The 24,225-nt window shown below is 59.7% G+C and carries 27 protein-coding genes and 1 tRNA gene; 13 read left to right on the top strand and 15 right to left on the bottom strand.

Features of this window, described 5'->3' with window-relative positions; all coding sequences use genetic code 11:
* Positions 1-74 precede the first annotated feature (74 nt).
* The 6 genes from PO778_RS03035 to PO778_RS03010 form a co-directional block, all read right to left on the bottom strand.
* Positions 75-1,028 (bottom strand): carbon-nitrogen hydrolase family protein, encoded by a 954-nt coding sequence (locus PO778_RS03035; RefSeq protein WP_271438553.1) that lies wholly within the window; start codon positions 1,026-1,028, stop codon positions 75-77.
* Positions 1,029-1,031: 3 nt separating this feature from the next.
* Positions 1,032-1,535, bottom strand: a complete 504-nt coding sequence (gene rimM, locus PO778_RS03030; RefSeq protein ID WP_271438552.1) for a ribosome maturation factor RimM — start codon at positions 1,533-1,535, stop codon at positions 1,032-1,034.
* Positions 1,536-1,543: 8 nt separating this feature from the next.
* Positions 1,544-2,119, bottom strand: a complete 576-nt coding sequence (rpsP, locus tag PO778_RS03025) for a 30S ribosomal protein S16 (RefSeq protein ID WP_160729618.1) — start codon at positions 2,117-2,119, stop codon at positions 1,544-1,546.
* A gap of 61 nt (positions 2,120-2,180) precedes the next feature.
* The gene (gene ffh, locus PO778_RS03020; protein WP_271438551.1) at positions 2,181-3,635 is read right to left on the bottom strand and encodes a signal recognition particle protein; all 1,455 of its coding nucleotides are present in this window, start codon (positions 3,633-3,635) and stop codon (positions 2,181-2,183) included.
* 132 nt (positions 3,636-3,767) lie between these two features.
* Positions 3,768-3,843: transfer RNA gene (locus PO778_RS03015), tRNA-Ala, on the bottom strand.
* 78 nt (positions 3,844-3,921) lie between these two features.
* The gene (locus tag PO778_RS03010) at positions 3,922-4,254 is read right to left on the bottom strand and encodes a TIGR02300 family protein (RefSeq protein ID WP_160729616.1); all 333 of its coding nucleotides are present in this window, start codon (positions 4,252-4,254) and stop codon (positions 3,922-3,924) included.
* A gap of 212 nt (positions 4,255-4,466) precedes the next feature.
* Between PO778_RS03010 and aroA the strand changes: the two genes are divergently transcribed.
* The 6 genes from aroA (at position 4,467) to PO778_RS02980 (ending at position 10,634) form a co-directional block, all read left to right on the top strand.
* Entirely contained in the window at positions 4,467-5,762 is a 1,296-nt protein-coding gene (gene aroA / locus PO778_RS03005) for a 3-phosphoshikimate 1-carboxyvinyltransferase (RefSeq protein ID WP_271438550.1), read from the top strand.
* A gap of 1 nt (position 5,763) precedes the next feature.
* Positions 5,764-6,027, top strand: coding sequence for a CBU_0592 family membrane protein (locus PO778_RS03000; RefSeq protein WP_271439330.1), 264 nt, complete (start codon positions 5,764-5,766; stop codon positions 6,025-6,027).
* Positions 6,024-6,647: a (d)CMP kinase gene (locus PO778_RS02995; RefSeq protein ID WP_160729614.1), complete on the top strand. Its 624-nt coding sequence runs from the start codon at positions 6,024-6,026 to the stop codon at positions 6,645-6,647. The genes PO778_RS03000 and PO778_RS02995 overlap by 4 nt, the downstream gene beginning before the upstream one ends.
* 399 nt (positions 6,648-7,046) lie before the next feature.
* The gene (gene rpsA, locus PO778_RS02990; protein WP_160729613.1) at positions 7,047-8,753 is read left to right on the top strand and encodes a 30S ribosomal protein S1; all 1,707 of its coding nucleotides are present in this window, start codon (positions 7,047-7,049) and stop codon (positions 8,751-8,753) included.
* 139 nt (positions 8,754-8,892) lie between these two features.
* Entirely contained in the window at positions 8,893-9,648 is a 756-nt protein-coding gene (gene gloB / locus PO778_RS02985; RefSeq protein WP_271438549.1) for a hydroxyacylglutathione hydrolase, read from the top strand.
* 5 nt (positions 9,649-9,653) lie between these two features.
* Positions 9,654-10,634 (top strand): NADPH:quinone oxidoreductase family protein, encoded by a 981-nt coding sequence (locus tag PO778_RS02980; protein WP_271438548.1) that lies wholly within the window; start codon positions 9,654-9,656, stop codon positions 10,632-10,634.
* Between the two features lie 57 nt (positions 10,635-10,691).
* On the opposite strand, the gene PO778_RS02975 is transcribed toward PO778_RS02980, so the two are convergent.
* The 8 genes from PO778_RS02975 to PO778_RS02940 form a co-directional block, all read right to left on the bottom strand.
* A complete protein-coding gene (locus PO778_RS02975) occupies positions 10,692-11,225 on the bottom strand; it encodes a F0F1 ATP synthase subunit B family protein (RefSeq protein WP_160729611.1) in 534 nt (177 codons plus the stop codon).
* A complete protein-coding gene (locus PO778_RS02970; protein ID WP_271438547.1) occupies positions 11,218-11,712 on the bottom strand; it encodes a F0F1 ATP synthase subunit B family protein in 495 nt (164 codons plus the stop codon). The genes PO778_RS02975 and PO778_RS02970 overlap by 8 nt, the downstream gene beginning before the upstream one ends.
* 93 nt (positions 11,713-11,805) lie before the next feature.
* Complete coding sequence (locus PO778_RS02965; protein WP_027442220.1) at positions 11,806-12,033, bottom strand: F0F1 ATP synthase subunit C; 228 nt, start codon at positions 12,031-12,033, stop codon at positions 11,806-11,808.
* 42 nt (positions 12,034-12,075) lie between these two features.
* Entirely contained in the window at positions 12,076-12,834 is a 759-nt protein-coding gene (locus PO778_RS02960; RefSeq protein WP_160730606.1) for a F0F1 ATP synthase subunit A, read from the bottom strand.
* A 74-nt stretch (positions 12,835-12,908) separates the two neighbouring features.
* Entirely contained in the window at positions 12,909-13,244 is a 336-nt protein-coding gene (locus tag PO778_RS02955) for an AtpZ/AtpI family protein (RefSeq protein WP_160729609.1), read from the bottom strand.
* 154 nt (positions 13,245-13,398) lie between these two features.
* Entirely contained in the window at positions 13,399-13,779 is a 381-nt protein-coding gene (locus PO778_RS02950; protein WP_160729608.1) for a YdbL family probable chaperone protein, read from the bottom strand.
* Between the two features lie 27 nt (positions 13,780-13,806).
* Positions 13,807-14,016 (bottom strand): YnbE family lipoprotein, encoded by a 210-nt coding sequence (locus PO778_RS02945; RefSeq protein ID WP_271438546.1) that lies wholly within the window; start codon positions 14,014-14,016, stop codon positions 13,807-13,809.
* 47 nt (positions 14,017-14,063) lie between these two features.
* Positions 14,064-17,342, bottom strand: a complete 3,279-nt coding sequence (locus PO778_RS02940; RefSeq protein WP_271438545.1) for an intermembrane phospholipid transport protein YdbH family protein — start codon at positions 17,340-17,342, stop codon at positions 14,064-14,066.
* A gap of 42 nt (positions 17,343-17,384) precedes the next feature.
* On the opposite strand from PO778_RS02940, the gene radC reads away from it, so the two are divergent.
* From radC to PO778_RS02915, 5 genes are all read left to right on the top strand, one after another.
* Positions 17,385-18,107, top strand: coding sequence for a RadC family protein (gene radC, locus PO778_RS02935; protein ID WP_438944374.1), 723 nt, complete (start codon positions 17,385-17,387; stop codon positions 18,105-18,107).
* A gap of 106 nt (positions 18,108-18,213) precedes the next feature.
* Positions 18,214-19,524 carry an adenylosuccinate lyase gene (gene purB / locus PO778_RS02930; protein WP_271438544.1) on the top strand — a complete coding sequence of 437 codons (1,311 nt, stop codon included), beginning with the start codon at positions 18,214-18,216 and terminating at the stop codon, positions 19,522-19,524.
* Between the two features lie 78 nt (positions 19,525-19,602).
* A complete protein-coding gene (locus PO778_RS02925; protein ID WP_271438543.1) occupies positions 19,603-19,968 on the top strand; it encodes a DUF1049 domain-containing protein in 366 nt (121 codons plus the stop codon).
* Positions 19,965-20,639 carry an orotidine-5'-phosphate decarboxylase gene (gene pyrF, locus PO778_RS02920; protein WP_160729604.1) on the top strand — a complete coding sequence of 225 codons (675 nt, stop codon included), beginning with the start codon at positions 19,965-19,967 and terminating at the stop codon, positions 20,637-20,639. Before PO778_RS02925 ends, pyrF begins: the two co-directional genes overlap by 4 nt.
* Positions 20,640-20,650: 11 nt before the next feature.
* Positions 20,651-21,286: a phosphoribosylanthranilate isomerase gene (locus PO778_RS02915; RefSeq protein WP_271438542.1), complete on the top strand. Its 636-nt coding sequence runs from the start codon at positions 20,651-20,653 to the stop codon at positions 21,284-21,286.
* A gap of 87 nt (positions 21,287-21,373) precedes the next feature.
* Here PO778_RS02915 and PO778_RS02910 read toward each other — a convergent pair whose 3' ends face one another.
* Complete coding sequence (locus tag PO778_RS02910; protein WP_160729602.1) at positions 21,374-21,841, bottom strand: outer membrane protein; 468 nt, start codon at positions 21,839-21,841, stop codon at positions 21,374-21,376.
* Between the two features lie 213 nt (positions 21,842-22,054).
* On the opposite strand from PO778_RS02910, the gene trpB reads away from it, so the two are divergent.
* The gene (trpB, locus tag PO778_RS02905) at positions 22,055-23,266 is read left to right on the top strand and encodes a tryptophan synthase subunit beta (protein ID WP_271438541.1); all 1,212 of its coding nucleotides are present in this window, start codon (positions 22,055-22,057) and stop codon (positions 23,264-23,266) included.
* 178 nt (positions 23,267-23,444) lie between these two features.
* Positions 23,445-24,218 (top strand): tryptophan synthase subunit alpha, encoded by a 774-nt coding sequence (gene trpA, locus PO778_RS02900; RefSeq protein WP_271438540.1) that lies wholly within the window; start codon positions 23,445-23,447, stop codon positions 24,216-24,218.
* Positions 24,219-24,225: the final 7 nt, after the last annotated feature.

Genomic DNA, 24,225 nt, shown 5'->3' with positions numbered 1-24,225 from the left:
AGTCAGGAGAAAAACAAAGAGCACGAATCCAGCCGACACCAGTGGCGTGTTTGCGTAATATACGATGCTATAAATCAGCTCCATGTCACCCCGTCCTTCGCCAGAGTATCTACGCTCAGCTCAAACACGTCGGGCCGCGAATAGTGGCCGTCCGTGTCGAGCGAGGCCAGATTGCCTCCGATTTCCGACAGATTCAATTCGGCGTGGAGCGTTTCTTCGCCCTCTCCTGCTTGCGCGATAACCCGCGAATCCGGTGCGGCGACGAAGCTGCCGCCTTTGTTCAATACATCGGCATCTATGGCTTCGAGCAGTGCTTTGGCATCAGCATCGCCGCCAGCACGCTCCAATCCGTCAAGCACCTGCTCTTTCGTCTGCACCAAGCCAGCGGCCAGCACGAAACACCGGCCCTCAAACGCATAATGCCGCGAATTTAGCGCATATTCCTCACGCACAGTCGGCCATGCCGCGACATGGACCGCCTCACCCAGATTGTGCATCGCGGCGCGCGCGAGTGGCATCCAGTGTTCCCAGCAGATCAGATTGCCAACATTGCCCCATTCGGCCTGATGCACGCCCAGCGTCGAGCCATCGCCGCGCATCCAGATCAGCCGTTCGCCGTGGGTTGGCACAAGCTTGCGGTGCGGCAACGGGTCCTGACCCGGACGGAACATCAACTGGTTGTTGTAAAGGCTCTGCCGTACCCGCTCATGCGCGCCGATAGAGATGCAGGCATCATGTTCGTCGCACAGCTCTTGCAGCGGAAGGAGTCGCTCGTCATTCGCGACAATCGCGTTTTCGAGCATGATCCGGTGCAGCGCCCGCGTGCCGGAATGGTCCCACAAAGCCGCGCCGGGTGCCTCATCCAGCCATACCGGATAGCCGCCGAGGAAAGTCTCCCCGAAAGCCACCAGTTTCGCACCATCTTTGATCGCGCGTTCGGCCAGTTCCACCGCTTTGGTGATACCATCTCCAATCGCGAGCGGGATCGGCGCGGCCTGGATAATGGCGACGGGCAGGGTGTGGCTCATGGCCTATATGTCGGCGAAATCGTCGCTGACCACAAGGCGTGTGTCGTCCCATTCGACAACCGCTGCCTTGTTCATCGGGATCATGAACTTCTTGCCGGGCTTTCCGTCAACCGAAGGTCGTTCGATCTCCAGCACATCCTGCGCGCCGTAATTTTCGACGGAACAGATCGTCCCCAGCGGTTCGCCGCTTTCGGAATGGGCGGCAAGGCCCAGCAGATCGGCGTGGTAATATTCGCCCTCACCCAGTTCGGGCAATGCCGAAACCGGGATTGTCAGGACCGTACCGCGCAGTTTTTCCGCCGCATTGCGGTCGGTCACTTCGGCAAAGCGCGCAACGGCGCCGCCTTTGTTGTCGTCGCGGATTTTCTTGAGAGTGAGAGCCCCGTCGTTGAAGCTCTTATACTGTTTCAGCTGGGCGATGCCTTCGCCGAACAGTTTCAGACGGACTTCGCCCGTCACGCCATGCGCACCGGTTACGGCAGCGAGCGTGACGGGCTTGTCCTGCATGGGAGAGATTACTCGCCCTTGTCTTCGGTAGCAGTGTCGTCAGCTTGGTCGTTTGGAACGCCGGCTTCTGCAGTCTGCTCGGCAATTGCTGCCTTGTCTTCAGCGGTGTCGCCGTCAGTGGTTTCAGCCGCATCGGCAACAGCTTCAGCGGTTTCTTCCGACTTGACCGAACCGGTTGCAGTGTTTTCGTTGGAAGCTTCTTCTTCCTTGGCAGCGGCTTCAGCTTCCTTCTTCGCTTCTTCAGCTGCAGCAGCTTTTTCAGCCTTTTCTTCAGCGCGTTCAGTCGCCTTTTCGCCCGGCTTCGCCTTGTTCGGGTTGTTGCGTGCTTCGCGCTCACGAACGCCGGCAGCGTCGAGGAAACGTGCAACACGGTCCGAAGGCTGTGCGCCAACGCCGAGCCAGTAACGGGCGCGGTCTTCGTTCAGCGTTACGCGCTTTTCATCATCCTTGGCGAGCAGCGGGTTGTAGGTGCCGATCTGCTCCAGATACTTACCGTCGCGCGGCTTGCGGCTGTCAGCAGCCACGATGCGGTAGTAAGGACGCTTTTTCGCGCCACCACGCGAGAGACGGAGTGCAATTGCCATGGTATTTTACCTTTCGAGTTTAATATTCTGAATTAAAATGAAGTTATGGTGTTCTGAAATTCTATCGCTTCTTGGGTCCGCCGAGGCCGGGTAGTCCGGGAGGGAGGCCGCCCCCGCCCATTCCGCCGCCCATTCCACCAGGCCCGCCAAGACCCGGCATCGCGGCATCCATGCCGCCTTTGCCGAACAGCGCGCCCAGCCCTTTCAGGCCGCCCATCTTTTTGATCTGTTTCATCGCGCGGCTCATTTCCTGATACATTTTCAGGAGCCGGTTCACGTCCTGCACCTGCAGGCCCGATCCGGCGGCAACGCGTTTCTTGCGTTTCGCATTCAGCAGCGCGGGGTTGGCGCGTTCCTTGGGCGTCATCGATCCGATGATCGCATCCATGTGCACCAGAACCTTGTCGTCCATTCCGCTGTTCGCGAGTGCGGCCTTGGCTTTCTTCATGCCCGGCATCATGCCCGCGAGCATCCCCAGACCGCCCATCTGGGTCATCTGTTTCAGCTGCGTGCGCAGGTCGTTCAGGTCGAACTGCCCCTTGGCCATGCGCTTGGCCATGGCTTCGGCATCTTCTTCCTTGATCGTCGCCGCGGCTTTTTCGACCAGGCTGACGACATCGCCCATGCCCAGAATGCGGTCGGCAACGCGTTTGGGGTGGAATGCCTCCAGCGCGTCGAGCTTCTCGCCGGTACCAGCAAACTTGATCGGCTTGCCCGTGACATGGCGCATCGACAGCGCCGCACCGCCGCGGGCATCGCCGTCCATCCGGGTCAGGATCACACCCGTCAGAGGCACTTCATCGGTGAAGCTTTTCGCGACGTTCACGGCATCCTGGCCGGTCAGGCTGTCGACCACCAGCAGGACTTCCTGCGGGGCGGAGATCGCGGACACGGCCTTCATCTCGGCCATCAGCGCTTCGTCGACGTGCAGACGGCCTGCGGTGTCCAGCAGCAGCACGTCGGCGGCCTGAAGTTTCGCGGATTCAAGCGCGCGGCGGGCAATGTCGACCGGTTGCTGGCCGGCAACGATCGGCAACGTCGCGCATTCGATCTGCTCGCCCAGGACGGCAAGCTGTTCCTGGGCCGCAGGACGGTTGACGTCGAGCGAGGCCATCAGAGCCTTCTTGCCGTGTTTCTCGCGGATGAATTTTGCGAGCTTGGCAGTCGAAGTGGTTTTACCCGAACCCTGCAGACCGACCATCATGATGACGACCGGCGGTTTGGCTTCAAGGTCAAGGCCGACGGTTTCTTCGCCGCCCAGCATTTGCACCAGTTCGTCGGAAACGATCTTGATGACCTGCTGGCCGGGGGTAACCGATTTAAGGACTTCGGACCCGATGGCCTTCTCGGTCACCGCGTCGACAAAACGCCGGACAACCGGCAGGGCAACATCAGCTTCGAGAAGTGCGATACGGACTTCGCGCATTGCATCGCGAACGTCCTGTTCCTTGAGCGCGCCGCGGCCGCGCAGGCCGTCGAATACGCCGGTCAGGCGATCAGACAGACTGTCGAACATACGCTCACTCCTCTTTACTGTTCAGCCCCGATATGGGGGCCACAGCGCCAAATGCCAAAAACGCCGGCGAACGAAACCTCGTTGGCCAGCGTGCGGAGTTCATTGAGAAAACCGACTTGAATTCGTTTTCGATGGTGGAGCCTAGCGGGATCGAACCGCTGACCTCAACACTGCCAGTGTTGCGCTCTCCCAGCTGAGCTAAGGCCCCTTAACCATCGATGTCACCTGCACCGAAGTGCGGGAGGACGCCCTTTATTCAGGACGCCCCCCTATTGCAAGTACGTAATTAGCTCTCGGGCGCTTCATCGTCGCCCTTGCCCTTGGAAACGGCAAGGTCTTCGCTGTCGTCACCGAGGTCGACGTCGGAATCGGGACGGTTTTCTTCCTCGTCCACATCGCCCAGATCATCATCGTCATCGGCCAGATCGCTGTCTGCTTCTGCGCCCTTCTTCTTGTCAGCGTCTTCGAACGGAATCGGCTGCTTCGTCTTGAGGACGGGCTCCGGATCCCATTCTTCACCGCATTCGATGCAGGTGGCGGGATCATCCTTGCCCAGATCATAGAAGCGGGTGCCGCATTTCGGGCAAGTACGCTTCGTGCCCCATTCTGGCTTGACCATTGTAAATCCTTAAATGCTGTCCGAACGATTAGTCCGGAGCGAAAACTGCTGTATGCTTATTGGGTTCGGCGCTTGGAGAAAACAAGGCCTGAATCAGTGCGGGCGCGCCTTGCCATAGGGCAATCGCAGTGTCAAAGCCCCGCTTGTTCAGAGACACCCAGTTCGAAAGCCCAACATTGCCTGACACCCCTACCCCGAAACGTTTTTCACCGATGGGAGCGCTGACCGGCACCATCCGCGTACCCGGCGATAAATCGATCAGCCACCGCGCGCTGATGTTTGGCGCGCTGGCGGTCGGCGAAACCCGCGTCAGCGGTCTGCTGGAAGGGCACGATGTGCTGGCAACCGCCGATGCGCTGCGCGCGATGGGCGCGGCAATCGAGAAAACGTCCGACGGCGAATGGTCGATCCACGGCGTAGGCGTTGGCGGGCTGTTGCAGCCGGATCAGGCGCTGGACATGGGCAATAGCGGAACCTCGACTCGGTTGTTGATGGGACTGGTCGCCAGTCACGGGATTTCCGCAACCTTCACCGGCGATGCGAGCCTTTCCGGTCGGCCAATGGGCCGCGTAATCGATCCGCTGGGCCAGATGGGCGCCGGCTTCGAAGCAAGCCCCGGCGGCACATTGCCCCTGATGATGAAAGGCAGCCTTCCTGCCGTACCGATTACTTACCGACTGCCGGTCGCCTCTGCGCAAGTGAAAAGCGCGGTGCTGCTTGCCGGATTGAACACTCCGGGCGTGACTACGGTGATCGAACCTGTCCCCACCCGCGACCATACAGAGCGAATGCTAAAAGGATTCGGCGCAGATCTGAGCGTGGAATTGGTGGAAGGCGAGCGGCACATACGTATTCGCGGCGAGGCTGAACTCAAGCCGCAGACCATCACTGTGCCCAGCGACCCGTCATCAGCCGCATTCTTCATCGTCGCAGCCCTGCTCACCCCCGGCAGCGATCTGACAATCGAGAATGTCGGACTGAACGACACGCGCGCCGGCCTGATTGGCGTGCTGCAACAGATGGGCGGTTCGATCGAATTGATGGATGAGCGCGAAATCGGCGGCGAGCCTGTCGCCGATTTGCGCGTCAAACACTCCGCACTGAAAGGTATCGAGGTCGACCCCCAGATCGCGCCGAGCATGATCGACGAATTCCCCATCCTGTTCGTGGCAGCTGCCTGTGCCAGCGGCGTGACCACCACCAACGGACTGGAAGAATTGCGGGTGAAAGAAAGCGACCGCCTGTCAGCAATGGCCGCTGCGCTTACCGCCGCAGGCGCACGGGTTAAGGAAACAGGGGATGGCCTGATCATCGCCGGCACTGGCGGCGCGCCCCTGCCCGGCACATCGGGAGAACCGGTCACCACCCACCTCGATCACCGGATCGCGATGAGCATGGCTGTTGCAGGTATCGCGAGCAGCGCCGGGGTCGAGGTTGACGACACCCGCCCGATCGCCACCAGCTTCCCCGCATTCGAAACCTTGCTGGCGCAGGCCGCACGTGACTGAAATGGCTCTGCCTCCGCTCGACTGGGCCACGCTGGTCGGGTTCGTCGGCATGATCATGATCGTGTCTGCCTATGGTTATCTGACGGCCAAGGATTCGCCCGATCCATTCATTCTGCACGGCACCAATCTGGTTGGCGCAACACTGCTGGCGGTATCTTTGCTGGTACACACCAACCTGCCATCGCTGGTTCTGGAAGCGATCTGGATCAGCGTTGCGATCTGGGGCCTGACCAAAGCGATCGTGGCACGGAGACAATCGAAATGATCATCGCCATCGATGGCCCTACCGCGTCAGGCAAAGGGACGATTTCGAAACGCATCGCCGCCCATTTTGGCCTGCCGCATCTGGACACCGGATTGCTCTATCGCGCAGTCGGGCGCCAGACCTTGCTTAATGGCGGCGATCCCGACAATGCCGCTGATGCGCTGGCTGCGGTCGATTTCCCGGCCGAACTGCTCGAAGACCCGGTCCTGCGCAATGAAGCGACCGGCAGCCTCGCGAGCCGGGCATCGGTTCATCCCGCCGTTCGTCAGGCATTGTTCGAGCGCCAACGTGCATTCGCCCTGCAAGATGGCGGTGCTGTGCTCGACGGGCGCGATATCGGCACAGTCATCGCACCCGATGCCGACGTGAAACTGTTTATCACAGCCAGCGTCGATGCCCGCGCCCAGCGCCGGTTCAAGGAAATGCAGGAACGCGGAGCTTCCATCACTCTGGAAGAGATAGCCGCCGATCTGCGCCGGCGCGACGAACGGGACACAAACCGCAAGGACGCGCCGCTCGTGGCTGCCAGCGATGCCTATGTCATCGACACATCGCAGCTTGGCATCGAAGAAGCTTTCGCCGCTGCCCTCGATGCCATTGCACAGGCCCGCGCCGAATAACCACAGCGGGCCATTGCGCTGTCCTACACCAGTATCGCGCGCCTAACTGCGCCGATGCCCAGCCTTCCCGCCCCACCGGCCTGTCCGTTCGTTACACCTGATCTTCGCGCGGTGCAGCGGACGCAGAACAGACCGCCAAATGTTTCCACCTGTACAGTGTTCCATGTGTTCCATTCTGTAGGACTTGCAGGCGTAAAAAGCTTGCTTTTGCGCGGCCCCTGCACTAGGCGCGCGCTCGTCTGGCGGGCATTTTTGTCCGGCAGGCCTTTGCTGCTGCATTCGGCACGGCAAAGAGTTCGGCCCTCTTGGCCCACCAAGGCAATTCCGCCGCGGTGGAGAAAAGACCCCGGGAAACAACCTGGTGGCCGGTAAAATACAGTATTAGGAAAACCCTAACCTATGGCAACTTCAGCCAATCCTACGCGCTCGGATTTTGAAGCGCTTCTTAACGAACAGCTTGGCGGTGCAGAAGACGGTGGTTTCGAAGGCCGCGTCGTTAAAGGCACTGTCACTGCAATCGAAAACGGCAAGGCCGTTGTCGACGTGGGCCTCAAAAGCGAAGGCCGCATCGACCTTAAAGAATTCTCCCGCGGTGAAGACGATCACGGCCTGTCGGTCGGTGATGAAGTCGAAGTGTTTGTCGACCGCGTTGAAAATGCAGACGGCGAAGCAATGCTCAGCCGCGACCGCGCACGCCGCGAAGCTGCATGGGACAAGCTCGAAAACGAATTCGGCGAAAGCGCTCGCGTAAACGGCCGCATCTTCGGCCGCGTCAAAGGCGGCTTCACGGTCGACCTCGACGGCGCCGTGGCCTTCCTGCCCGGTTCGCAGGTCGACATCCGTCCGGTTCGCGACATCACTCCGCTGATGGATATCGAACAGCCGTTCCAGATCCTCAAGATGGACCGTCGCCGCGGCAACATCGTTGTTTCGCGTCGTTCGATCCTCGAAGAAACACGTGCTGAACAGCGCAGCGAACTGATCGGCGAACTGGCTGAAGGCCAGGTCATTGACGGCGTCGTCAAGAACATCACCGATTACGGTGCGTTCGTTGACCTCGGCGGCATCGACGGCCTGCTGCACGTCACCGACATGAGCTACAAGCGGGTCAACCACCCGAGCGAAGTCATCGAAATCGGCCAGACTGTTACTGTCCAGATCGTTCGCATCAACAGCGAAACCCAGCGCATCAGCCTGGGCATGAAGCAGCTTGAAAGCGATCCATGGGACGGCGTCGGTGCGAAATACCCGGTTGGCGCGAAGCTGAAGGGTACTGTCACCAACATCACCGAATACGGCGCATTCGTCGAAATCGAACCGGGCATCGAAGGCCTGGTCCACGTTTCGGAAATGAGCTGGACCAAGAAGAACGTCCACCCGGGCAAGATCGTATCGACCTCGCAGGAAGTCGATGTTGTCGTTCTCGAAGTCGACAGCGAAAAGCGCCGCATCTCGCTCGGCCTCAAGCAGGCCCAGGGCAACCCGTGGGAAGAATTCGCAGACAAGCACCCCGTTGGCTCGACTGTCACCGGCGAAGTCAAGAATGCTACCGAATTCGGCCTGTTCATCGGTCTCGAAGGCGATGTGGACGGCATGGTTCACATGTCCGACATCGCATGGGGCATCTCGGGCGAAGACGCTCTGGCTCTCCACCGCAAGGGTGAAGAAGTGCAGGCAGTCGTTCTCGATGTCGACACCGACAAGGAACGCATCAGCCTCGGCATGAAGCAGCTTGAAAAGGGTGCACCATCGGCAGAAGGCGCCGCTGGTGGCGGCCTGAAGCGTGGCGACGTAGTCACCGTGACTGTCCTCGAAGTTCGCGATGGCGGCCTCGAAGTGCAGGCTGGCGACGATGGCGCGACCGGCTTCATCAAGCGTTCGGACCTTGGCCGTGACCGTGACGAACAGCGTCCCGATCGCTTCCAGACCGGCAGCAAGATCGACGCAATGGTCACCGGTTTCGACCGTTCGAAGAAGCCTAACTTCTCGATCAAGGCGCGTCAGATCGCTGAAGAGAAGGAAGCAGTGGCACAGTTCGGTTCGTCCGATTCGGGCGCATCGCTGGGCGACATTCTCGGCGAAGCTCTGAAGGGCAAGGAAGACTAAGTCTTTCTCCGACAGCTTTGACTAAATTGGGAAAGCCCGCCGCTCGAAAGAGTTGGCGGGCTTTTCCGTGTCTGGCCCGAACGGTGCCAGTCAGCCGCGCCCCCTTCCCTCGCCGCGCATCCCTGCGTAGGATCGCGGGATGATAGAAATCCATCAGTTCCCGTGCCTGTCCGACAATTACGGATATCTCGTCCACGACCCAGCCAGCGGCGAAACCGTGTGCATCGACACACCCGATGGCGAGGAATACCTGAAACAGGCAAAGGCCAAAAGGTGGACGATCACTCAAATCTGGAACACTCATTGGCACCCTGATCATGCCGGCGGGAACAAGGCGATCAAGGATGCCACAGGCTGCGCCATCATCGCACCGCAGGAAGTGGAGAAGCTGAGCCCGATCGACCGGGTGGTGTCGCACGGTGACACCGTAACGATGGGCGATTGGAACGCGGAAGTGATCGACGTTGGCGGCCATACGAACGGCCATGTCGCTTTTCACATGCCCGAAGCAGGCGCGGCCTTCGTCGGCGACGCCGTGTTCGCGCTGGGCTGCGGGCGGATGTTTGAAGGCGAGCCGGAACAGTTCTGGAACAGCCTGCAGCGTATCAAGGCTCTGCCGCCGGAAACGATGCTCTACTGCGCACATGAATACACCGCCGCCAATGCGAAGTTCGCTCTGCACGCCGATCCGGACAATGCGGCTCTGGCCGAATATGCAACCGAGATAGAACGCAAGCGCTCGAAGAGTGAACCGACAGTGCCGACAAAGCTCGAACTTGAGCTAGCTACCAATCCCTTCCTGCGGGCGGATAATCCGGCGCTAATGCAAAAATGGGGCGGCGCAGATCCGGTCGAAACGTTTGCCGCCTTGCGTGCAGGCAAGGACAGTTTTTGATCACCATGCAGGCGCTGCAAGTCACATCGCTTAGCGACGACCTTTCCGGCTGCGAATTAGTCGACATCGCCGTGCCAGCGCAAAAGGCTGGCGAAGTCCTCGTGAAGGTCCACGCGGCATCGCTGAACTTCCCCGACTTGCTGATGACCAAGGGTGATTACCAGTTCAAGCCAGAGCCGCCTTTCACCGCCGGTATGGAGCTTGCAGGCGAAGTTGTAGCAGCGGGGAAGGAAAGCCGGTTCTCCGCAGGTGACCGGGTTATCGGTGGCGCGAAGACCGGCGCGATGGCAGAATACGCTTCAGTGCCCGAGACCAGTTTGCGGCTCGCCCCGCAAGGGCTCGACTATCCCCAGGCGGCGGCGCTCGGCGCGGCGTATAATACCGCCTACACCGCATTGGTGGAACTGGGCGGCCTCACCGCAGGGCAATGGGTTCTGGTTCACGGCGCGAGCGGCGGAGTGGCGCTCGCAGCGATCGACCTCGCAAAAGCACTGGGCGCCCAAGTCATCGCGGCAACAGGCTCTCCGGACAAAGTCCTTGCGATCAAAAGGCTCTACGCTCCCGATGCGGTGATCGTTTCGGAAGGCCGTTTTCGCGAGAAGGTGGCAGAAATCACCGGCGGCAAACTATGTGATCTCGTCTGCGATCCCGTTGGAGGGGACGTTTTTGATGAAAGCACCCGCTGCGTGACATTCGGCGGCAAATTGCTGGTGGTCGGATTTGCGGGCGGGCGGATCGCCGATATCGCCACGAATATTCCCCTGATTAAGGGTTTCTCAGTCGTCGGCGTGCGCGCGGGCGAATATGCGCGGCGCTTTCCCGAGCGCGGCAAACGGATTGCGGACGAAGTGGGGCGACTTGCCAGTTCCGGTCTGATTACGCCTCCGATCGATCGGATCGTGCCACTGTCTCAATGGCGTTCGGCGTTTGAGGCTATGGCTCGGCGAGGATTGGTAGGCAAAGTGGTACTTACTCCCGGCACATGACACAAAAAAGGCGGCCCCGAGAGGCCGCCTTTTTTCGTCGACACTTAGTCTTGCCAGTTAGATACCAGCGATGACCTGGTCCGCAAGCTTGCTATCAGCGTCTGCGTCATGCTTCTTGGCAATCAGCTCCCGTGCAGCAGCGGTCGCGGCCATGGCAGCGCTGTTGCGCACGTCATCGACAGCGTCACGCTCTGCGGCAGCGATCTTGTCTTCCGCCATTTTCTTGCGCCGCTCCACCATTGCCTTGCTGTCCTGCTCGGCCTTGTCCATGATCGAGTCCGCTTCTTTCTGAGCGTTCTCCATCATCGCTTCTGCGTCTTTCTCAGCATTGGCGATCTTGGCCGAATATTCGTTGCGAAGCGCTTCTGCTTCAGCGCGCAGCTTCTTGGCTTCGTCCAGCTGCTCACGGATTGCGGCGATCTTGGCATCCAGCCCGCCGGTAATCATACCCGGGACTTTCTTCCACACCATCACCAGGATCAGGACCAGCATAGAGATCGAAACGATCTGGTACGGTTCCATGCCCCACAGCGTCGGACCCAACGACTCTGGAATATCGACCGTGGTGAAGACTTCGGGTGCATTAGACATTGGTCATAGCCTTCTTGACTGCCGACTTGGCATTGGCTGCAGTCACTTTGACGCCGGCGAGCTGCTTGACGATGTCCTGAGCGGCTTCTGCAGCCACACTCTCGACTTCGGTCATTGCGGCATTGCGCGCTTCGGCGATCTCGACATCGGCTTTCTCAAGCTTCGTATCGATACGCTTCTGTGCAGCCGCGAGCTTCTTCTCGCTCTTGGCAGCAGCATCGGCTTTCGCTTTGGCAATTACTGCCTGGGCCTGGGCGCGATTTTCATTCTCACGCTTGCGCCAGGCTTCTTCTTCATCATCGGCCTTGTCACGAGCAGCCTGAGCTGCAGCGAGATCACCAGCAATCTGGCTGTCACGCTGGGATACGGTGTCCATAACCCGCGGAACCATACCGCGACCTACGACGAAGAAGACAAAACCAAAGGTCACCAGCAGCCAGAAAATCTGGCTGGAATAGGTTTCCATGATTTGCGCTATCTGAGGCATTGGATCAGGTCCCGACGCTTAAAAGGTGTCGACGAATAGAAACAATCGCGGGCGGGAACAGGCCTTGGCCGTCCCCGCCCACCGATTGATATGTTAGGCGACGAAGATCAGGATCATCGCGACGACGAACGCCAGCAGGCCGAGAAGCTCAGCTGCGGCGAAGCCGATGAACAGGCGGCCCTGCTGGCCGTCTGCTGCGCCAGGGTTACGAAGCGCGCTCTCAAGGAACGAGCCGAATACGTTACCCACACCGATAGCGGCCATGCCGGCACCGATAGCTGCGAGACCCGCGCCAACGAGCTTTGCTGCTTCTGCTTCCATTGTATTGCTCCTTAGGTAAATTTCTAAAAGTTGATCAGTAACTTAGTGAAGATTTTCAGCGTCATTGATGTACAGCGACGTCAACAGCGCAAAAACGTAGGCCTGAATGCCAGCGACCAGAATTTCCAGCGCGCTGATGCCGACCATCAGAATGAAGCTCGGCACGCCAACCAGAGCGGCAAAGCCTGCACCGGCGTTGGTTCCGTCGATCACGAAGCTCGACAGGACTTTCAGGAGAACGTGACCAGCCATCATCGCAACGAACAGACGCAGCGCAAGGCTGAACGGACGCACCAGGAACGAGATCAGCTCGATCGGAAAAATGACCGGGATCATCGCCAGCGGCGTACCGTGCGGCACAAACAGGGTGAAAAACTTGAGACCGTGCTTCCAGAATCCAACGACCAGAACGATCGCGAAGCTGATAATGGCGAGAACGCCGGTCACGGTGAAGTGGCTGGTGAAGGTGAACGGGTGAAGACCGATCACGCCCAGCGGAAGAAGACCCAGAATGTTCGCGAACAGGATGAACATGAACAGCGAGAAGATATAGGGCACGTATTTGCGCCCGGCCTTGCCGATATTCGCTTCCAGCATGTCGTCGATGAAGCCGGTGAAGGTTTCCACCATCATCTGCCAGCGCCCAGGCACCAGCTCGCGCTTCATGCCGCCCGCGACGAAAATCGTCAGCAGAACAGTTGTGATCGCCATCCACATCGCGCTGTTGGTAAACGCGATATTGAATCCTGCGAGCTCCCAGCCATTCGAACCCAACAAGGGTTCGATGGTGAACTGGTGCATCGGATCGACTTTGCCTTCTTCGGCTGCCACGTCTGAAACGTCCCTACGCGTAAAAGAACACTAGCTTCTCGAACTCAGTCGCCCTTGGGCGCGTCGTCCGATTGCGTGTTCGCCATTCGGAAAATGTTCCTGAAGGCGACGGCTATTCCGAGGAACAACCCCACCAACAGACCCCAGGGCGATGATCCGGCGAAATAATCAATGGTTCCGCCAATCACCAAACCGCCGAGAATCCCACCAAGCAAATCCGCAAGCACCCGGTTTCCACTGCGATAATTCGCATCGGTACCCGATTGCTGCGGCCGGTTGCGTTCATTTTCGCGCTCTCTCGCGGCTTTTAACCGCGCTTCGAGCGCATCAATGCGCGCATCCTCGGCGATGGGTTCCCGTACGGGCTTCTCGTCGCTCATGCCTTGCTCCTTAATTGAGGTTGCGCGGCACGGGCAAAAAGCTGCCCGCCAAGGGCGAGGCCCCCTTAGGCGGGGGGTATAATCGAGTCAACCGGTGTGGGGTCCCAATCGGTCGATTATGTCAGGTTTTTGGACATCGTGCCCCGATACGGGCTTACGGGCAGCGGCTGTCGCGCAGCGGCGGTGCGCTGGTGCGGGTTTGCCACGTTCCGTCAGGTGCCTGATATTTTTCCCCCGGAACCGTCCGCGCGATCGCAAGACAGCCTGCGGTCAGGGCGTATTCCTCCAGCGTTGCGTTGGCGGCCTGCGCCTTCTCCGCATAGACCGCGCGGCGTTTGATGTTGATATCTTTCACCATCGCTTCCAGCGCGGGATTGGAGCCGCCCACGATGCCGAGGTAGCCATCCATTTTTTCGCCAATCTGGCCAGAAGCGCGCGCCGAAGCATAGGCCGGATCGCGCTGGGCGTAAGCCGTTCCCGCGATGCCGCCCAGTGCCAGGGCAGCTGCAATTGCGATAGAAACTGACTTCTTCATTTGCTCATCCTTGTGCTGCGGATCTTATCAGAAAATATCCGCATTCTCTTCAATCGTGTTGCTGGCATCTTCCGCCAGTCGATAAATCACTTCCTGCCGGATATTGATGTTGAGTTCGATCACGATCGGCTCGGACGGGGCATTCACATTGATGCACCCTCCCAGCAGGGTCGAACCCGCCAACAATATCGCCGCACCGATGCGGCCCCCTGCCCCTGCTCTGCGCTTATACTGCATGACGCAGTGTGTCGCAGCCGCGCCGGACAAGGTCAATTTACAATGCGTCATGGCACATCCTCGCTGTCTGATGTCTGAATGGGCTCTTCATCGCCCAGTGCGTTGTCTGATATGTCATCTGGTTTGATCGCCCGGCCTTGCAGCACCGGATTGATCGGCGGCGGCAAGACAGGCTCTGCCGGTTGCAGAGGTGCCCCCGCAGGAATGAAGCGTTTACCGTCATCTTCCAGCAGGCCCAGTTCGCGCGGATCGCGCACGGTGGACGGGTCGTAAATCGATTTCAGCGTGGTCACCAGTTTGTAGAACGGAGCGCGGATGTTCACGTTGAAGCGTATCGGCAGATCGGCGATCTGGCGGGTGATGAAATTCTGCTTGGTCCCTGCACCCTGCCGCACGCCGTCGAACCGGATACGGGTGACAATATCGCCGGTCAGTGGGCCGTCCATCTCGATCCGCATATCGTCGTAATCGAGACTCTTCAGCGTTTCGAAGGCGTAATTCGCGAAGGCTGACAAGTCTTCATAGGTCAGTTCGCCAACATACGAAATGTTACCGCCGGGCGCGCGCGCTATAAGCAAGCCGCCTTTGATTTCGCCAAAGCCCAGTTCGTCGAATTCCAGCGGCAATTGCCCGTCGAAAGTGCCGGTTGCGGCGAGATTACCGAGTTCGAGATTCTCGACGAACAGAGCCGCTTCCAGCCCCTCCACTTCGAGTACATATCGCCTGCGTTCCGCGACCCCGAAATTGAGATCGACGGGGCGCAAGGTCAGCGTGCCACCCATGAACGGCCATTCGCCGCCCGTCACGCCCAGATACTGGCCATCACGCAGGCTGAAACCGATCACGCCGTCATTCACCTCGATGCCTGGATTGATCGCGGCCACCCGCACTTTCTGATCAGGGGCGGTAGTTAGGCTGAGCAAATCGATGAACTCAACCGTTCCAGCCGCGCCTGTGACGGGGCCAAACGCGGCCGCAAAATCGAGCGATTCGGAAGAGAAACGGCCGGAGCTGGTCACTGCGTCCGAATTCCAGTCAATCCGTCCGGTGCCGGTGATGCTGCCTCTGGCATTGGCAATCACACCAAGCGCCAGCGGAGTCAGATCGACGGGCTGTAATTCTTCGTCGAACAGCACGCCGGGCACATTCAGATCGGCAAAACCGGTGCTGGTAGTCAGGTCGTGGCGGATCGAGACTTCGGCAATTTCGCTCTCATTGCCTGGATAGCGCAGCAGCGCGTCGGCCAGAATAACGCTGTCTTCCAGTGAAAGCGCCGCATCCCGCGCCATGAGCGGGTTGAACCGGGGTTCTTCGGACCGGTCGACCAATTCGAATGAAGCGCCGCCAATTTCGAATACACCGCCCGTGTAAGACCATTCCCCTGTGGTGTCTTTCAGATCGAGCGGTACCGCAAACAACGCAATTTCGGCCCCTGAGAACGACCCTGTTATATCCTCGCCCAAAACGGCCTTCAGCTCGGAAATTGCGAACCTGTTTTCCTCCTGCTGCGGACCGAGCGACACCAACAGATCTTTTACAGATGCCGCGCCGGGATAAGCAAATCCTGCTGCGCCGCTCGAAATGCGAATCTCTGTGTCGGCAAGCGTGCCCGCTATATTCAATGACGGAGCACCGGCGGCGAAATTAAGACCGTTGGTGCCGTAGCTGACAATCGGCCTGCCACTCGCCGGGCAAAGCGCGATCTGTTGTCCTCTCAGCTCGAGATTGGCGAACGCGAGCGTATCGAAGCCGATCTGCGTGCACCCCCGCCAGAGGGACAAGCCGCCCGCAGAGCTCCAGCTTCCGCTAACCGGCAAACGCAGGCCGCGCACTTCCCCGCCTGGCAATGGACCAGTCGCCTGCACGCTACCGGAAAATCCGAGTGCCCCGCTGCGATCCTGCGTTGCCACCAGTTCAGGTATGGCAAGCGAGTTTCCCTGCGCCGAATACTCGGCCATCTTCAGGCGAAAAATGGACCGTCCATTTGCCTGCTCCATACGCCCGACCAGAACCGGCAGTTCGCCGCCACCGAAGCGGAAATTACCTGACATACGCGGCGTGCGCTCTGCCGTGCTGGCGATCTGCACCTGGCTGACCGACAAGAGAGTTTCACCGGATTTACCCTGCACCGAACCCTGCGGCAGAGACAACGAAATGATATCGCCAGTTTTGCGTGAGTTGATCGCTGCAGTGAAGCTGGAATCGACGAGTTTTCGGCCAAGGGCAGAACGAATTTTCGCCAACAAGGGAGCCGCCAGGGTTCCTTCGGCGGATTTTTCATATTCTGCCAAGGTAGCGGTGAAGCCGCGGCCGATATTTATCTGCGAACCCGACAATTCTGCATCAAGATCCAGCGACGCGAATTGATCACGTCCGCGTAGCCCGCCTTCCAGTGAAAATTCACCGGCGCGGACATTGGAGTTTGCGACAGATTTTGCAGCGAGATTAAAACGCGAATTGATCGTCCCGTCCCGCACGGCGACGGTCAGCGGGCCCGCGATCCCGGCTGCGGCTATACCCGGCCCGGCAAAGGCACCTGACGCAATTGAGGCATCGGCATCGAAACCGGCCATATCTGCATCAAACGTAATATCCGTGGCGATGGACACATCCTTGATTGACCCGGAATATTCGGGACAATTCAGAGCAGCTGCTCGCACCGGCCCCGACAAGGTTAGCCTGCCGCTGGTGGTCGTCAGGTCGCCGTAGACGGTTGCACGCGCAACCCTGCACCCGGCGATATCAGCCTGCGGAGCGATGGCGGCGATCATGCCGGTGAACCCGTTATCCAGCTGCCCCTGCCCCTCAGCCTTCACGCCGACCGGGCCAAAATCGGTCTCGAACAGTGCCCGCCCGTCAATCAGGTCGATATCCCAGGCTGGCAGACCCGCTGGTTCTTCCGATTCGGCGAAGATGACCGGATCGAGGCTGCCGAGCGAGAGCTCTCCGTCGGTGTACGATCCGTAGAGGCGCGGTCTGACCAGTGTAATCCGGCCGATTTCCGGAACGCCCAGCCCATAAGACAAGGTTATTTCGGCACGCTCGATGGTGAGGTCGGGCCGCGCGGGATCGCCGACAACTATGTTTGTCAGAACCTGCCGCTCGGGCGAGATTTCCGTTACATCGTAGGTCGCTGGCACCCCGATCCCTGCGAGCTGTTCGGCAATCAGGTCACGCGCAATCTGTTCGCGCACCGTCCACGTATACCCGACCACCACAAGCAGGATAACCAGTGCAATCGCAGCGATTTTACGCAGCAGGTTTCGCGGCTTGTCCATAGCCGTGTCGTCTTGCGTATCAGTTTCCTGTTCGGGGAGCTGCGGCATTGCTTGCTACTTGCGCGCAAGCGACTGCAAAGGCAATGCAGCATGGCAGCACTTGAAAGGTGGAATGGCCCGCAAATGAGCGAAAACGCAGGAAAACATGGCGCTGCGGGCCATCGGAGCCGTCTGCGAAAACGGATGCTTGAAGGGGGCGCAGAAGCGCTCGCCGATTACGAAGTGCTCGAATATTTGCTGTTCGCTGCGATCAAGCAAGGCGATACCAAGCCGGTGGCCAAGGCGCTGATCGATCGGTTCGGATCGCTATCTGGCGTGCTCAACGCCGATGCCGGGGCATTGCAGGACGTAAAGGGCGTAGGCGAAACAAGCGCTGCCGCTTTGAAGAGCGTGGCCCTGGCGGCGCGGCGGATGGCCCGCAACGAGGTGTCCCAGAAACCTGTGCTGGGAAGCTGGCAGGCACTGCTCGATTACCTGACCATCGACATGGCGCATCTGACGGTGGAGCGGGTGCGCGTGCTGTTCCTGAACGCACAGAACCGCCTGATCCTCGATCATCACGTCGGCGACGGTTCGATAGACGAGGCAGCCATTCATCCGCGTGAGGTTATCCGCCGCGGGCTCGATATCGGTGCAACCGCACTGATACTGGTCCACAACCACCCGAGCGGCAATCCCGAGCCGAGCCGCGCCGACATCCAGATAACGAATCGCATTGCGGAGGCTGGCCGGTTGCTGGGCATTACGGTACATGATCACGTCATTATTGGCCGCGAAGGACACACCTCGCTGAGGGCAAAAGGTCTGATTTAAAGCGCGCAGACGATCTGCCGTGTGCAAACAGGCCCGCTCCCCTTGCCAATCGCCATGCCGCGCCTTAGCCGCCGCGTAACTGCCCGCAACATCACCGGAGTCGATCATGGTCCCCCGTTATTCCCGCCCTGCAATGTCCGCAATCTGGGAGCCGGAGGCCCGCTATCGCATCTGGTTCGAGATCGAAGCGCATGCGACGGAAAAACTGGGCGAGCTGGGTGTGGTCCCGAAAAGTGCCGCCAAGGCCCTGTGGGACTGGTGGGCGACCAACCCGGAAATCGACGTTCCCGCCATCGATGCCATCGAAGCGGTCACCAAGCATGACGTGATCGCATTCCTGACCTGGGTCGCCGAGCAGGTCGGTGACGAGGCGCGCTTCATGCATCAGGGCATGACCAGCTCCGACGTTTTGGACACGACGCTGGCGGTGCAGCTGGCCCGATCTGCCGACATTCTGCTGGAAGACCTCGACCACCTGCTGGCCGCGATCAAGCGCCGCGCGGAAGAGCATAAGTACACGCCCACTATTGGCCGCAGCCATGGCATTCATGCAGAACCGGTCACATTTGGCCTGAAATTGGCGCAGGCCTATGCAGAATTCGATCGCTGCAAGAAACGCCTTATCGCCGCGCGTGCGGAAATCGCCACTTGCGCGATATCCGGCGCCGTAGGCACTTTTGCGAATATCGACCCGAGCGTTGAAGCGCACGTCGCAGAAAAACTCGGCCTGGAAATCGAACCGATATCGACTCAGGTTATCCCGCGTGACCGGCACGCAATGTTCTTTTCCACGCTGGCGGTAATTGCCGGATCGATCGAACGTGTCGCGGTCGAGGTCCGCCATCTGCAACGCACTGAAGTTCTGGAAGCTGAGGAGTATTTCTCACCCGGCCAAAAAGGTTCGAGCGCGATGCCGCACAAGCGCAACCCGATCCTCACCGAAAACCTCACCGGTCAGGCGCGGATGATTCGCGGCTATGCCATGCCAGCGCTCGAAAACGTGGCGCTGTGGCACGAACGCGATATCTCGCATTCCTCGGTCGAGCGTTTCATCGGCCCCGACGCGACGATCACGCTCGATTTTGCGCTCGCGCGGCTGACCGGGGTAATCGACAAGCTGCTGATTTATCCTGAGCGGATGCAGAAGAACATGGACCGCATGGGCGGTCTGATCCATTCGCAGCGCGTGCTTCTGGCATTGACGCAGGCCGGGGTCAGCCGCGAAGACGCGTATCGTCTGGTTCAACGTAACGCGATGAAGGTTTGGGAATCGGATGGCGCGCTCGCCTTGCTCGATCTGCTGAAAGCGGATGAGGAAGTGACAGCGGCGCTTTCGAATGAGGAAATCGAGGCGAAATTCGACCTCGACTATCACTTCAAGCAAGTTGACCACATTTTCAGCCGCGTGTTCGGCTGATCGGCGGGCAACCCGCTCACCCTTCCCAATCGCGGCTCAGCAGCCTAGCATCTGCCGAAAATCTGACGGAGTACTGAAATGCAGGTCGTTCGCACCATCCTCTGGGTCTTGCTGTTTGTGGGACTGCTGGCGTTTTCCTTCTTCAACTGGAAGCCGGTGGAAGTCACGATTTGGGAAAATCTGGTGCTGGAAACGAAGGTGCCCGCGCTGGTCATCATCTCCTTCCTGCTTGGCATGATCCCGACATGGCTGCTCCACCGCGGCACCAAATGGCGCATGAACCGGCGGATCAAGACGCTGGAAAACGCCGCCAGATCGGCTGCGGTTTCGCCGTCCTCTCCTCCGGCTACGACGACAACTGAGGCGGCTTCACCGTCCGGCACCGCTGCCGCGCCGGTCGAACCCGCCCCTGCATTCACCGCGGATAGCACCACCAAGCCATGACAAATCCCGTCTATCTCGCGCTCGATCTGCCGCAACTCGATGCGGCAAAAGCCCTCGCCGCGAGGGTCAAGAATCATGTTGGCGGGCTGAAGCTGGGGCTGGAGTTCTTCTGCGCTCACGGTTCACATGGCGTCCACGAGATAGCGCAGGTCGGCCTGCCCATTTTTCTCGATCTGAAACTGCATGACATTCCGAACACTGTCGCTGGTGCGATGCAGGCGATCCACGTCCTCGAACCGTCGATTGTAACCGTGCACGCAAGTGGCGGGCGCGCGATGCTGGAAGATGCCAAGGCAGCGGCGGGGGAACACACCAAAGTCGTTGCTGTAACCATGCTCACCAGTCTGGACGAGCAGGATCTGAAGCGTACCGGGGTCGGCGGCACACCGCACGATCACGTCATGCGCCTGACCGAACTGGCGCACGACGCAGGTATCGACGGCATCGTCTGCTCCGGACAGGAAGTTGGCGGGGCGCACAAGCAATGGAAAGACGGTTTCTTCGTGGTCCCCGGGTTGCGTCCCGCCGGATCGGCAGTGGGTGATCAAAAGCGCGTCGTCACCCCGCGACAGGCGCGCGACGATGGCGCCAGCGTGCTTGTGATCGGTCGGCCCATCAGCCGTGCCGACGATCCGGTTCAGGCGGCACGCGATATCGAGGCAACGCTTTAAAGCCTCTCACCATGCGCGAACAATTGATCAAGATTTGCGGGCTTTCGTCGCCCGATACCATGCAGGCCGCGCTGGATGCGGGCGCGACACATGTCGGACTGGTTCATTATCAGCCCAGCCCCCGGCACATCGAGTTGCCTGACGCGTCACGGCTTCGCGCAATGGCAAGGGGGCGCGCCAAAGTGGTGCTGCTGCTGGTCAATGCCGACATCGAAACCACTTCCGCCGCGATCGAGGCGATCAAGCCCGAGGTGATCCAGTTTCACGGAACGGAAACGCCAGAATGGTGCGCGCTGGTGCGCAAACAGGTGAACATCGAAGTGTGGAAGGCGCTCGGCGTGAAAGATAAGCCGACGCTGAAGAAATCGGCGCGCTATGTCGGCAAGGTCGACCGGTTGCTGTTCGATGCGCCGGCAACAGCATTGCCCGGCGGGAATGGCACCAGTTTCGACTGGAGCCTGCTCGCAGATCATGAGCATACCGCCGCTTGGGGCCTCGCCGGCGGACTGACACCGGAAAATGTTGCCGATGCGATTGCGCAAACCGGGGCGCCGCTGGTGGATACGTCATCCGGCGTGGAAAGCGCGCCCGGTATCAAGGACGCTGCGAAAATCGCTGCGTTCTGTGCCGCAGCGAAAGCAGGCTGAGCTTTCCAACCCCTCACGCCTGCCCGGCAGCCGATACAAAAAGGGCGGCCCGAACGGACCGCCCTTCCATCGTATTTCTGACCAGGATCAGAAAGCTACGCCAACACCGACTACGGCAGTGTTCACGTCAACGAAATCGCTGAAGAAGTGACGGTATTCAGCTTTCAGGTAGAGACCGCTGTCGCCAACCGTCTGCTCGTAACCAGCACCAAGGTGCGGGGTGTCTTCGCCTTCACCGAAGGTGTAACCGCCGGTTGCGTAGATCTTGCCGCCGGTGCCAACCTTGGCGCCGAGACGTGCGGTGGTGCCCCAGACTACGTCTGCGCCATCAACCAGCAGCTTGTCAGCCGAACCTTCAACGCCGAAGAACAGCGAGCTGTCTTCGCCAGCACCGAGGTCGAAGTCATAACCAGCAGCAACGCCGGCAACAGCTTCTTCTTCGCCGTTTGCCCAGGCGATACCGCCGCGAGCTTCAACACGAGCTTCGTTGGCCGAGGCCGGAGCAGCTACTGCTACCGCAGCGATCGCACCGAGTACAATTGCAGTCTTACGCATATTAAATCCTTTCAATCATGCCGCCGAAATTGGGGGTCGACGGCAGGGAAAGGTCAAATAGTCAGCGAAAAATGAACTTCAACTGACAAATTATTGGTTAGTCTAAGTTTCTGATTATGTGGCGCTTGTGCAACATTAGGTTCATCGGGCGTAAAGAAATAATGCGCCCTGTGAATGCTGGACAGGCCCGCAATGCTCTGCCAATCGGGGGCCATGAACGCCCCCAATTCCTTCCGCAACCAGCCCGACGATCGCGGTCATTTCGGTGACTATGGCGGCCGTTATGTGGCCGAGACATTAATGCCGCTGATCCTGGATCTGGAGTGTGAATACCGCGCTGCCCAGGCCGATCCGGCTTTCAAGGCGCAGTTCGACGACCTGCTGGAACACTACGTCGGCCGGCCCAGCCCGCTGTATTTCGCAGAACGCCTGACCGAGGCGGTTGGCGGCGCGCAAATCTGGTTCAAGCGTGACGAACTGAATCACACCGGCGCGCACAAGATCAACAATTGCATCGGGCAGATCCTGCTCGCCATTCGCATGGGCAAGACGCGGATCATCGCGGAAACCGGCGCGGGCCAGCACGGCGTTGCCACCGCGACCGTATGCGCGCGTTTCGGCCTGCCCTGCGTCATCTACATGGGCGCGGAAGATGTCCGGCGCCAATCGCCAAACGTGTTCCGCATGAAATTGCTCGGCGCGGAAGTGATCCCCGTAACCAGCGGCGGCGCGACCCTGAAAGACGCGATGAACGAAGGGCTGCGCGACTGGGTCGCCAATGTGCATGACACATTCTACATCATCGGCACCGCAGCAGGCCCGCACCCCTATCCCGAAATGGTCCGCGATTTCCAAAGCGTGATCGGCAAGGAAGCGCGCGAACAGATGCTCAGCCGCATCAATCGCCTGCCCGATCTGCTGGTGGCCTGCATCGGCGGCGGATCGAATGCACTTGGCCTGTTCCATCCGTTCCTCGACGACGCAGATGTAAAGATGCTCGGCGTTGAAGCCGGCGGGCACGGCCTCGACGGTGATGAACACGCCGCCAGCCTGCTCGGCGGTGCGCCCGGCGTGCTCCACGGCAACAAGACTTATCTGCTGCAGGACGAAGACGGCCAGATCACCGAAGGCCACTCGATCAGCGCAGGGTTGGACTATCCGGGCATCGGCCCCGAACACGCATGGCTGAAGGATACCGGCCGGGTCGAATATACCAGCGTGACCGACAAGGAAGCGCTGGAAGGATTCCAGCTGCTGTGCCGTACCGAGGGTATCATCCCCGCGCTGGAGCCCAGCCACGCGATCCATGCAGTGGCCGAGCGCGCAAAAACAATGCGCGATGATCAGATCATCCTCGCCAACCTGTGCGGACGCGGCGACAAGGACATCTTCACTGTCGCTGAGGCGCTTGGGGTGGAGATATGAGCCTGAATTTCAAACGGGCAGCCTGGCGCGCAATAATCACGGGATTTCTTGCGTTCTTGGGCTTCTGGGCGTGGAGTTTGGTCCGAAATGCTGAAGGCGTCGTGATGAGCCCGCTCGAATATGGAATCGTCTTCGGTGTGTTCTTCTTTATTTGGACTCTAGTCTTCGGAATTCGCAAGTGACCCGCATTTCAGAGGCGTTCTCCTCGCCCGCCCTCGTCTGCTTCGTCACCGCTGGCGACGGCGACACGGCTGCCAATCTCGATGCTCTGGTAGAGGGCGGCGCGGATGTGATCGAGCTTGGTATGCCGTTCACCGATCCGATGGCCGACGGTCCGGCAATTCAGGCTGCGAATTTGCGCGCCTTGGCCCGCCGGACAACCACCGCCGATATCTTCGCGCTGGCCGAACAGTTCCGCCTCCGTCATCCGGACGTGCCGCTGATCCTGATGGGATATGCCAATCCGATGATCCGCCGCGGGCCGGAATGGTTTGCGGAAGAATGCGCCAAGGCCGGGGTGGACGGAGTGATCTGCGTCGATATCCCGCCGGAGGAAGACGAAGCGCTCGGCCCTGCCCTGCGCGCCAAGGGTATCGCCCCGATACGCCTTGCAACCCCGACCACCGATGCCAAACGTCTGCCCGCAGTGCTTCAGGGGTCGGACGGTTTCGTCTATTACGTGTCCGTCGCCGGTATTACCGGTAAACAGCAGGCGGCCACCGCATCCATCGAAGAAGCAGTCGGCAAGCTCAAGGCGTCAACCGATTTGCCGATCGCAGTCGGATTCGGTGTGCGTACATCCGAGCAGGCCAGCGCCATTGCCAAGGTTGCAGACGGGGTTGTCGTCGGCTCTGCACTGGTGGAACTTGTCGGCAAATATGGCGCAGATGCTCCGGCCGCGCTAAGGGAGCTGACTTCGGCTCTCGCAGATGCCGTACATTCGGCTCGCTAAGGAATAG

Origin of the sequence: Pontixanthobacter luteolus (assembly GCF_947494915.1) — a bacterium.
Classification (GTDB): Bacteria; Pseudomonadota; Alphaproteobacteria; order Sphingomonadales; family Sphingomonadaceae; genus Pontixanthobacter; species Pontixanthobacter luteolus.
This window is presented reverse-complemented; position numbering and strand designations above follow the sequence as displayed.

Excerpts from the sequence above, each read along its gene's own strand:
- PO778_RS03035 (WP_271438553.1), bottom strand. The coding sequence starts at position 1,028 with ATGAGCCACACCCTGCCCGTCGCCATTATCCAGGCCGCGCCGATCCCG.
- rimM (WP_271438552.1), bottom strand. The coding sequence starts at position 1,535 with ATGCAGGACAAGCCCGTCACGCTCGCTGCCGTAACCGGTGCGCATGGC.
- rpsP (WP_160729618.1), bottom strand. The coding sequence starts at position 2,119 with ATGGCAATTGCACTCCGTCTCTCGCGTGGTGGCGCGAAAAAGCGTCCT.
- ffh (WP_271438551.1), bottom strand. The coding sequence starts at position 3,635 with ATGTTCGACAGTCTGTCTGATCGCCTGACCGGCGTATTCGACGGCCTG.
- PO778_RS03010 (WP_160729616.1), bottom strand. The coding sequence starts at position 4,254 with ATGGTCAAGCCAGAATGGGGCACGAAGCGTACTTGCCCGAAATGCGGC.
- aroA (WP_271438550.1), top strand. The coding sequence starts at position 4,467 with ATGGGAGCGCTGACCGGCACCATCCGCGTACCCGGCGATAAATCGATC.
- PO778_RS03000 (WP_271439330.1), top strand. The coding sequence starts at position 5,764 with ATGGCTCTGCCTCCGCTCGACTGGGCCACGCTGGTCGGGTTCGTCGGC.
- PO778_RS02995 (WP_160729614.1), top strand. The coding sequence starts at position 6,024 with ATGATCATCGCCATCGATGGCCCTACCGCGTCAGGCAAAGGGACGATT.
- rpsA (WP_160729613.1), top strand. The coding sequence starts at position 7,047 with ATGGCAACTTCAGCCAATCCTACGCGCTCGGATTTTGAAGCGCTTCTT.
- gloB (WP_271438549.1), top strand. The coding sequence starts at position 8,893 with ATGATAGAAATCCATCAGTTCCCGTGCCTGTCCGACAATTACGGATAT.
- PO778_RS02980 (WP_271438548.1), top strand. The coding sequence starts at position 9,654 with ATGCAGGCGCTGCAAGTCACATCGCTTAGCGACGACCTTTCCGGCTGC.
- PO778_RS02975 (WP_160729611.1), bottom strand. The coding sequence starts at position 11,225 with ATGTCTAATGCACCCGAAGTCTTCACCACGGTCGATATTCCAGAGTCG.
- PO778_RS02970 (WP_271438547.1), bottom strand. The coding sequence starts at position 11,712 with ATGCCTCAGATAGCGCAAATCATGGAAACCTATTCCAGCCAGATTTTC.
- PO778_RS02965 (WP_027442220.1), bottom strand. The coding sequence starts at position 12,033 with ATGGAAGCAGAAGCAGCAAAGCTCGTTGGCGCGGGTCTCGCAGCTATC.
- PO778_RS02960 (WP_160730606.1), bottom strand. The coding sequence starts at position 12,834 with ATGCACCAGTTCACCATCGAACCCTTGTTGGGTTCGAATGGCTGGGAG.
- PO778_RS02955 (WP_160729609.1), bottom strand. The coding sequence starts at position 13,244 with ATGAGCGACGAGAAGCCCGTACGGGAACCCATCGCCGAGGATGCGCGC.
- PO778_RS02950 (WP_160729608.1), bottom strand. The coding sequence starts at position 13,779 with ATGAAGAAGTCAGTTTCTATCGCAATTGCAGCTGCCCTGGCACTGGGC.
- PO778_RS02945 (WP_271438546.1), bottom strand. The coding sequence starts at position 14,016 with ATGCAGTATAAGCGCAGAGCAGGGGCAGGGGGCCGCATCGGTGCGGCG.
- PO778_RS02940 (WP_271438545.1), bottom strand. The coding sequence starts at position 17,342 with ATGCCGCAGCTCCCCGAACAGGAAACTGATACGCAAGACGACACGGCT.
- radC (WP_438944374.1), top strand. The coding sequence starts at position 17,385 with ATGGCAGCACTTGAAAGGTGGAATGGCCCGCAAATGAGCGAAAACGCA.
- purB (WP_271438544.1), top strand. The coding sequence starts at position 18,214 with ATGGTCCCCCGTTATTCCCGCCCTGCAATGTCCGCAATCTGGGAGCCG.
- PO778_RS02925 (WP_271438543.1), top strand. The coding sequence starts at position 19,603 with ATGCAGGTCGTTCGCACCATCCTCTGGGTCTTGCTGTTTGTGGGACTG.
- pyrF (WP_160729604.1), top strand. The coding sequence starts at position 19,965 with ATGACAAATCCCGTCTATCTCGCGCTCGATCTGCCGCAACTCGATGCG.
- PO778_RS02915 (WP_271438542.1), top strand. The coding sequence starts at position 20,651 with ATGCGCGAACAATTGATCAAGATTTGCGGGCTTTCGTCGCCCGATACC.
- PO778_RS02910 (WP_160729602.1), bottom strand. The coding sequence starts at position 21,841 with ATGCGTAAGACTGCAATTGTACTCGGTGCGATCGCTGCGGTAGCAGTA.
- trpB (WP_271438541.1), top strand. The coding sequence starts at position 22,055 with ATGAACGCCCCCAATTCCTTCCGCAACCAGCCCGACGATCGCGGTCAT.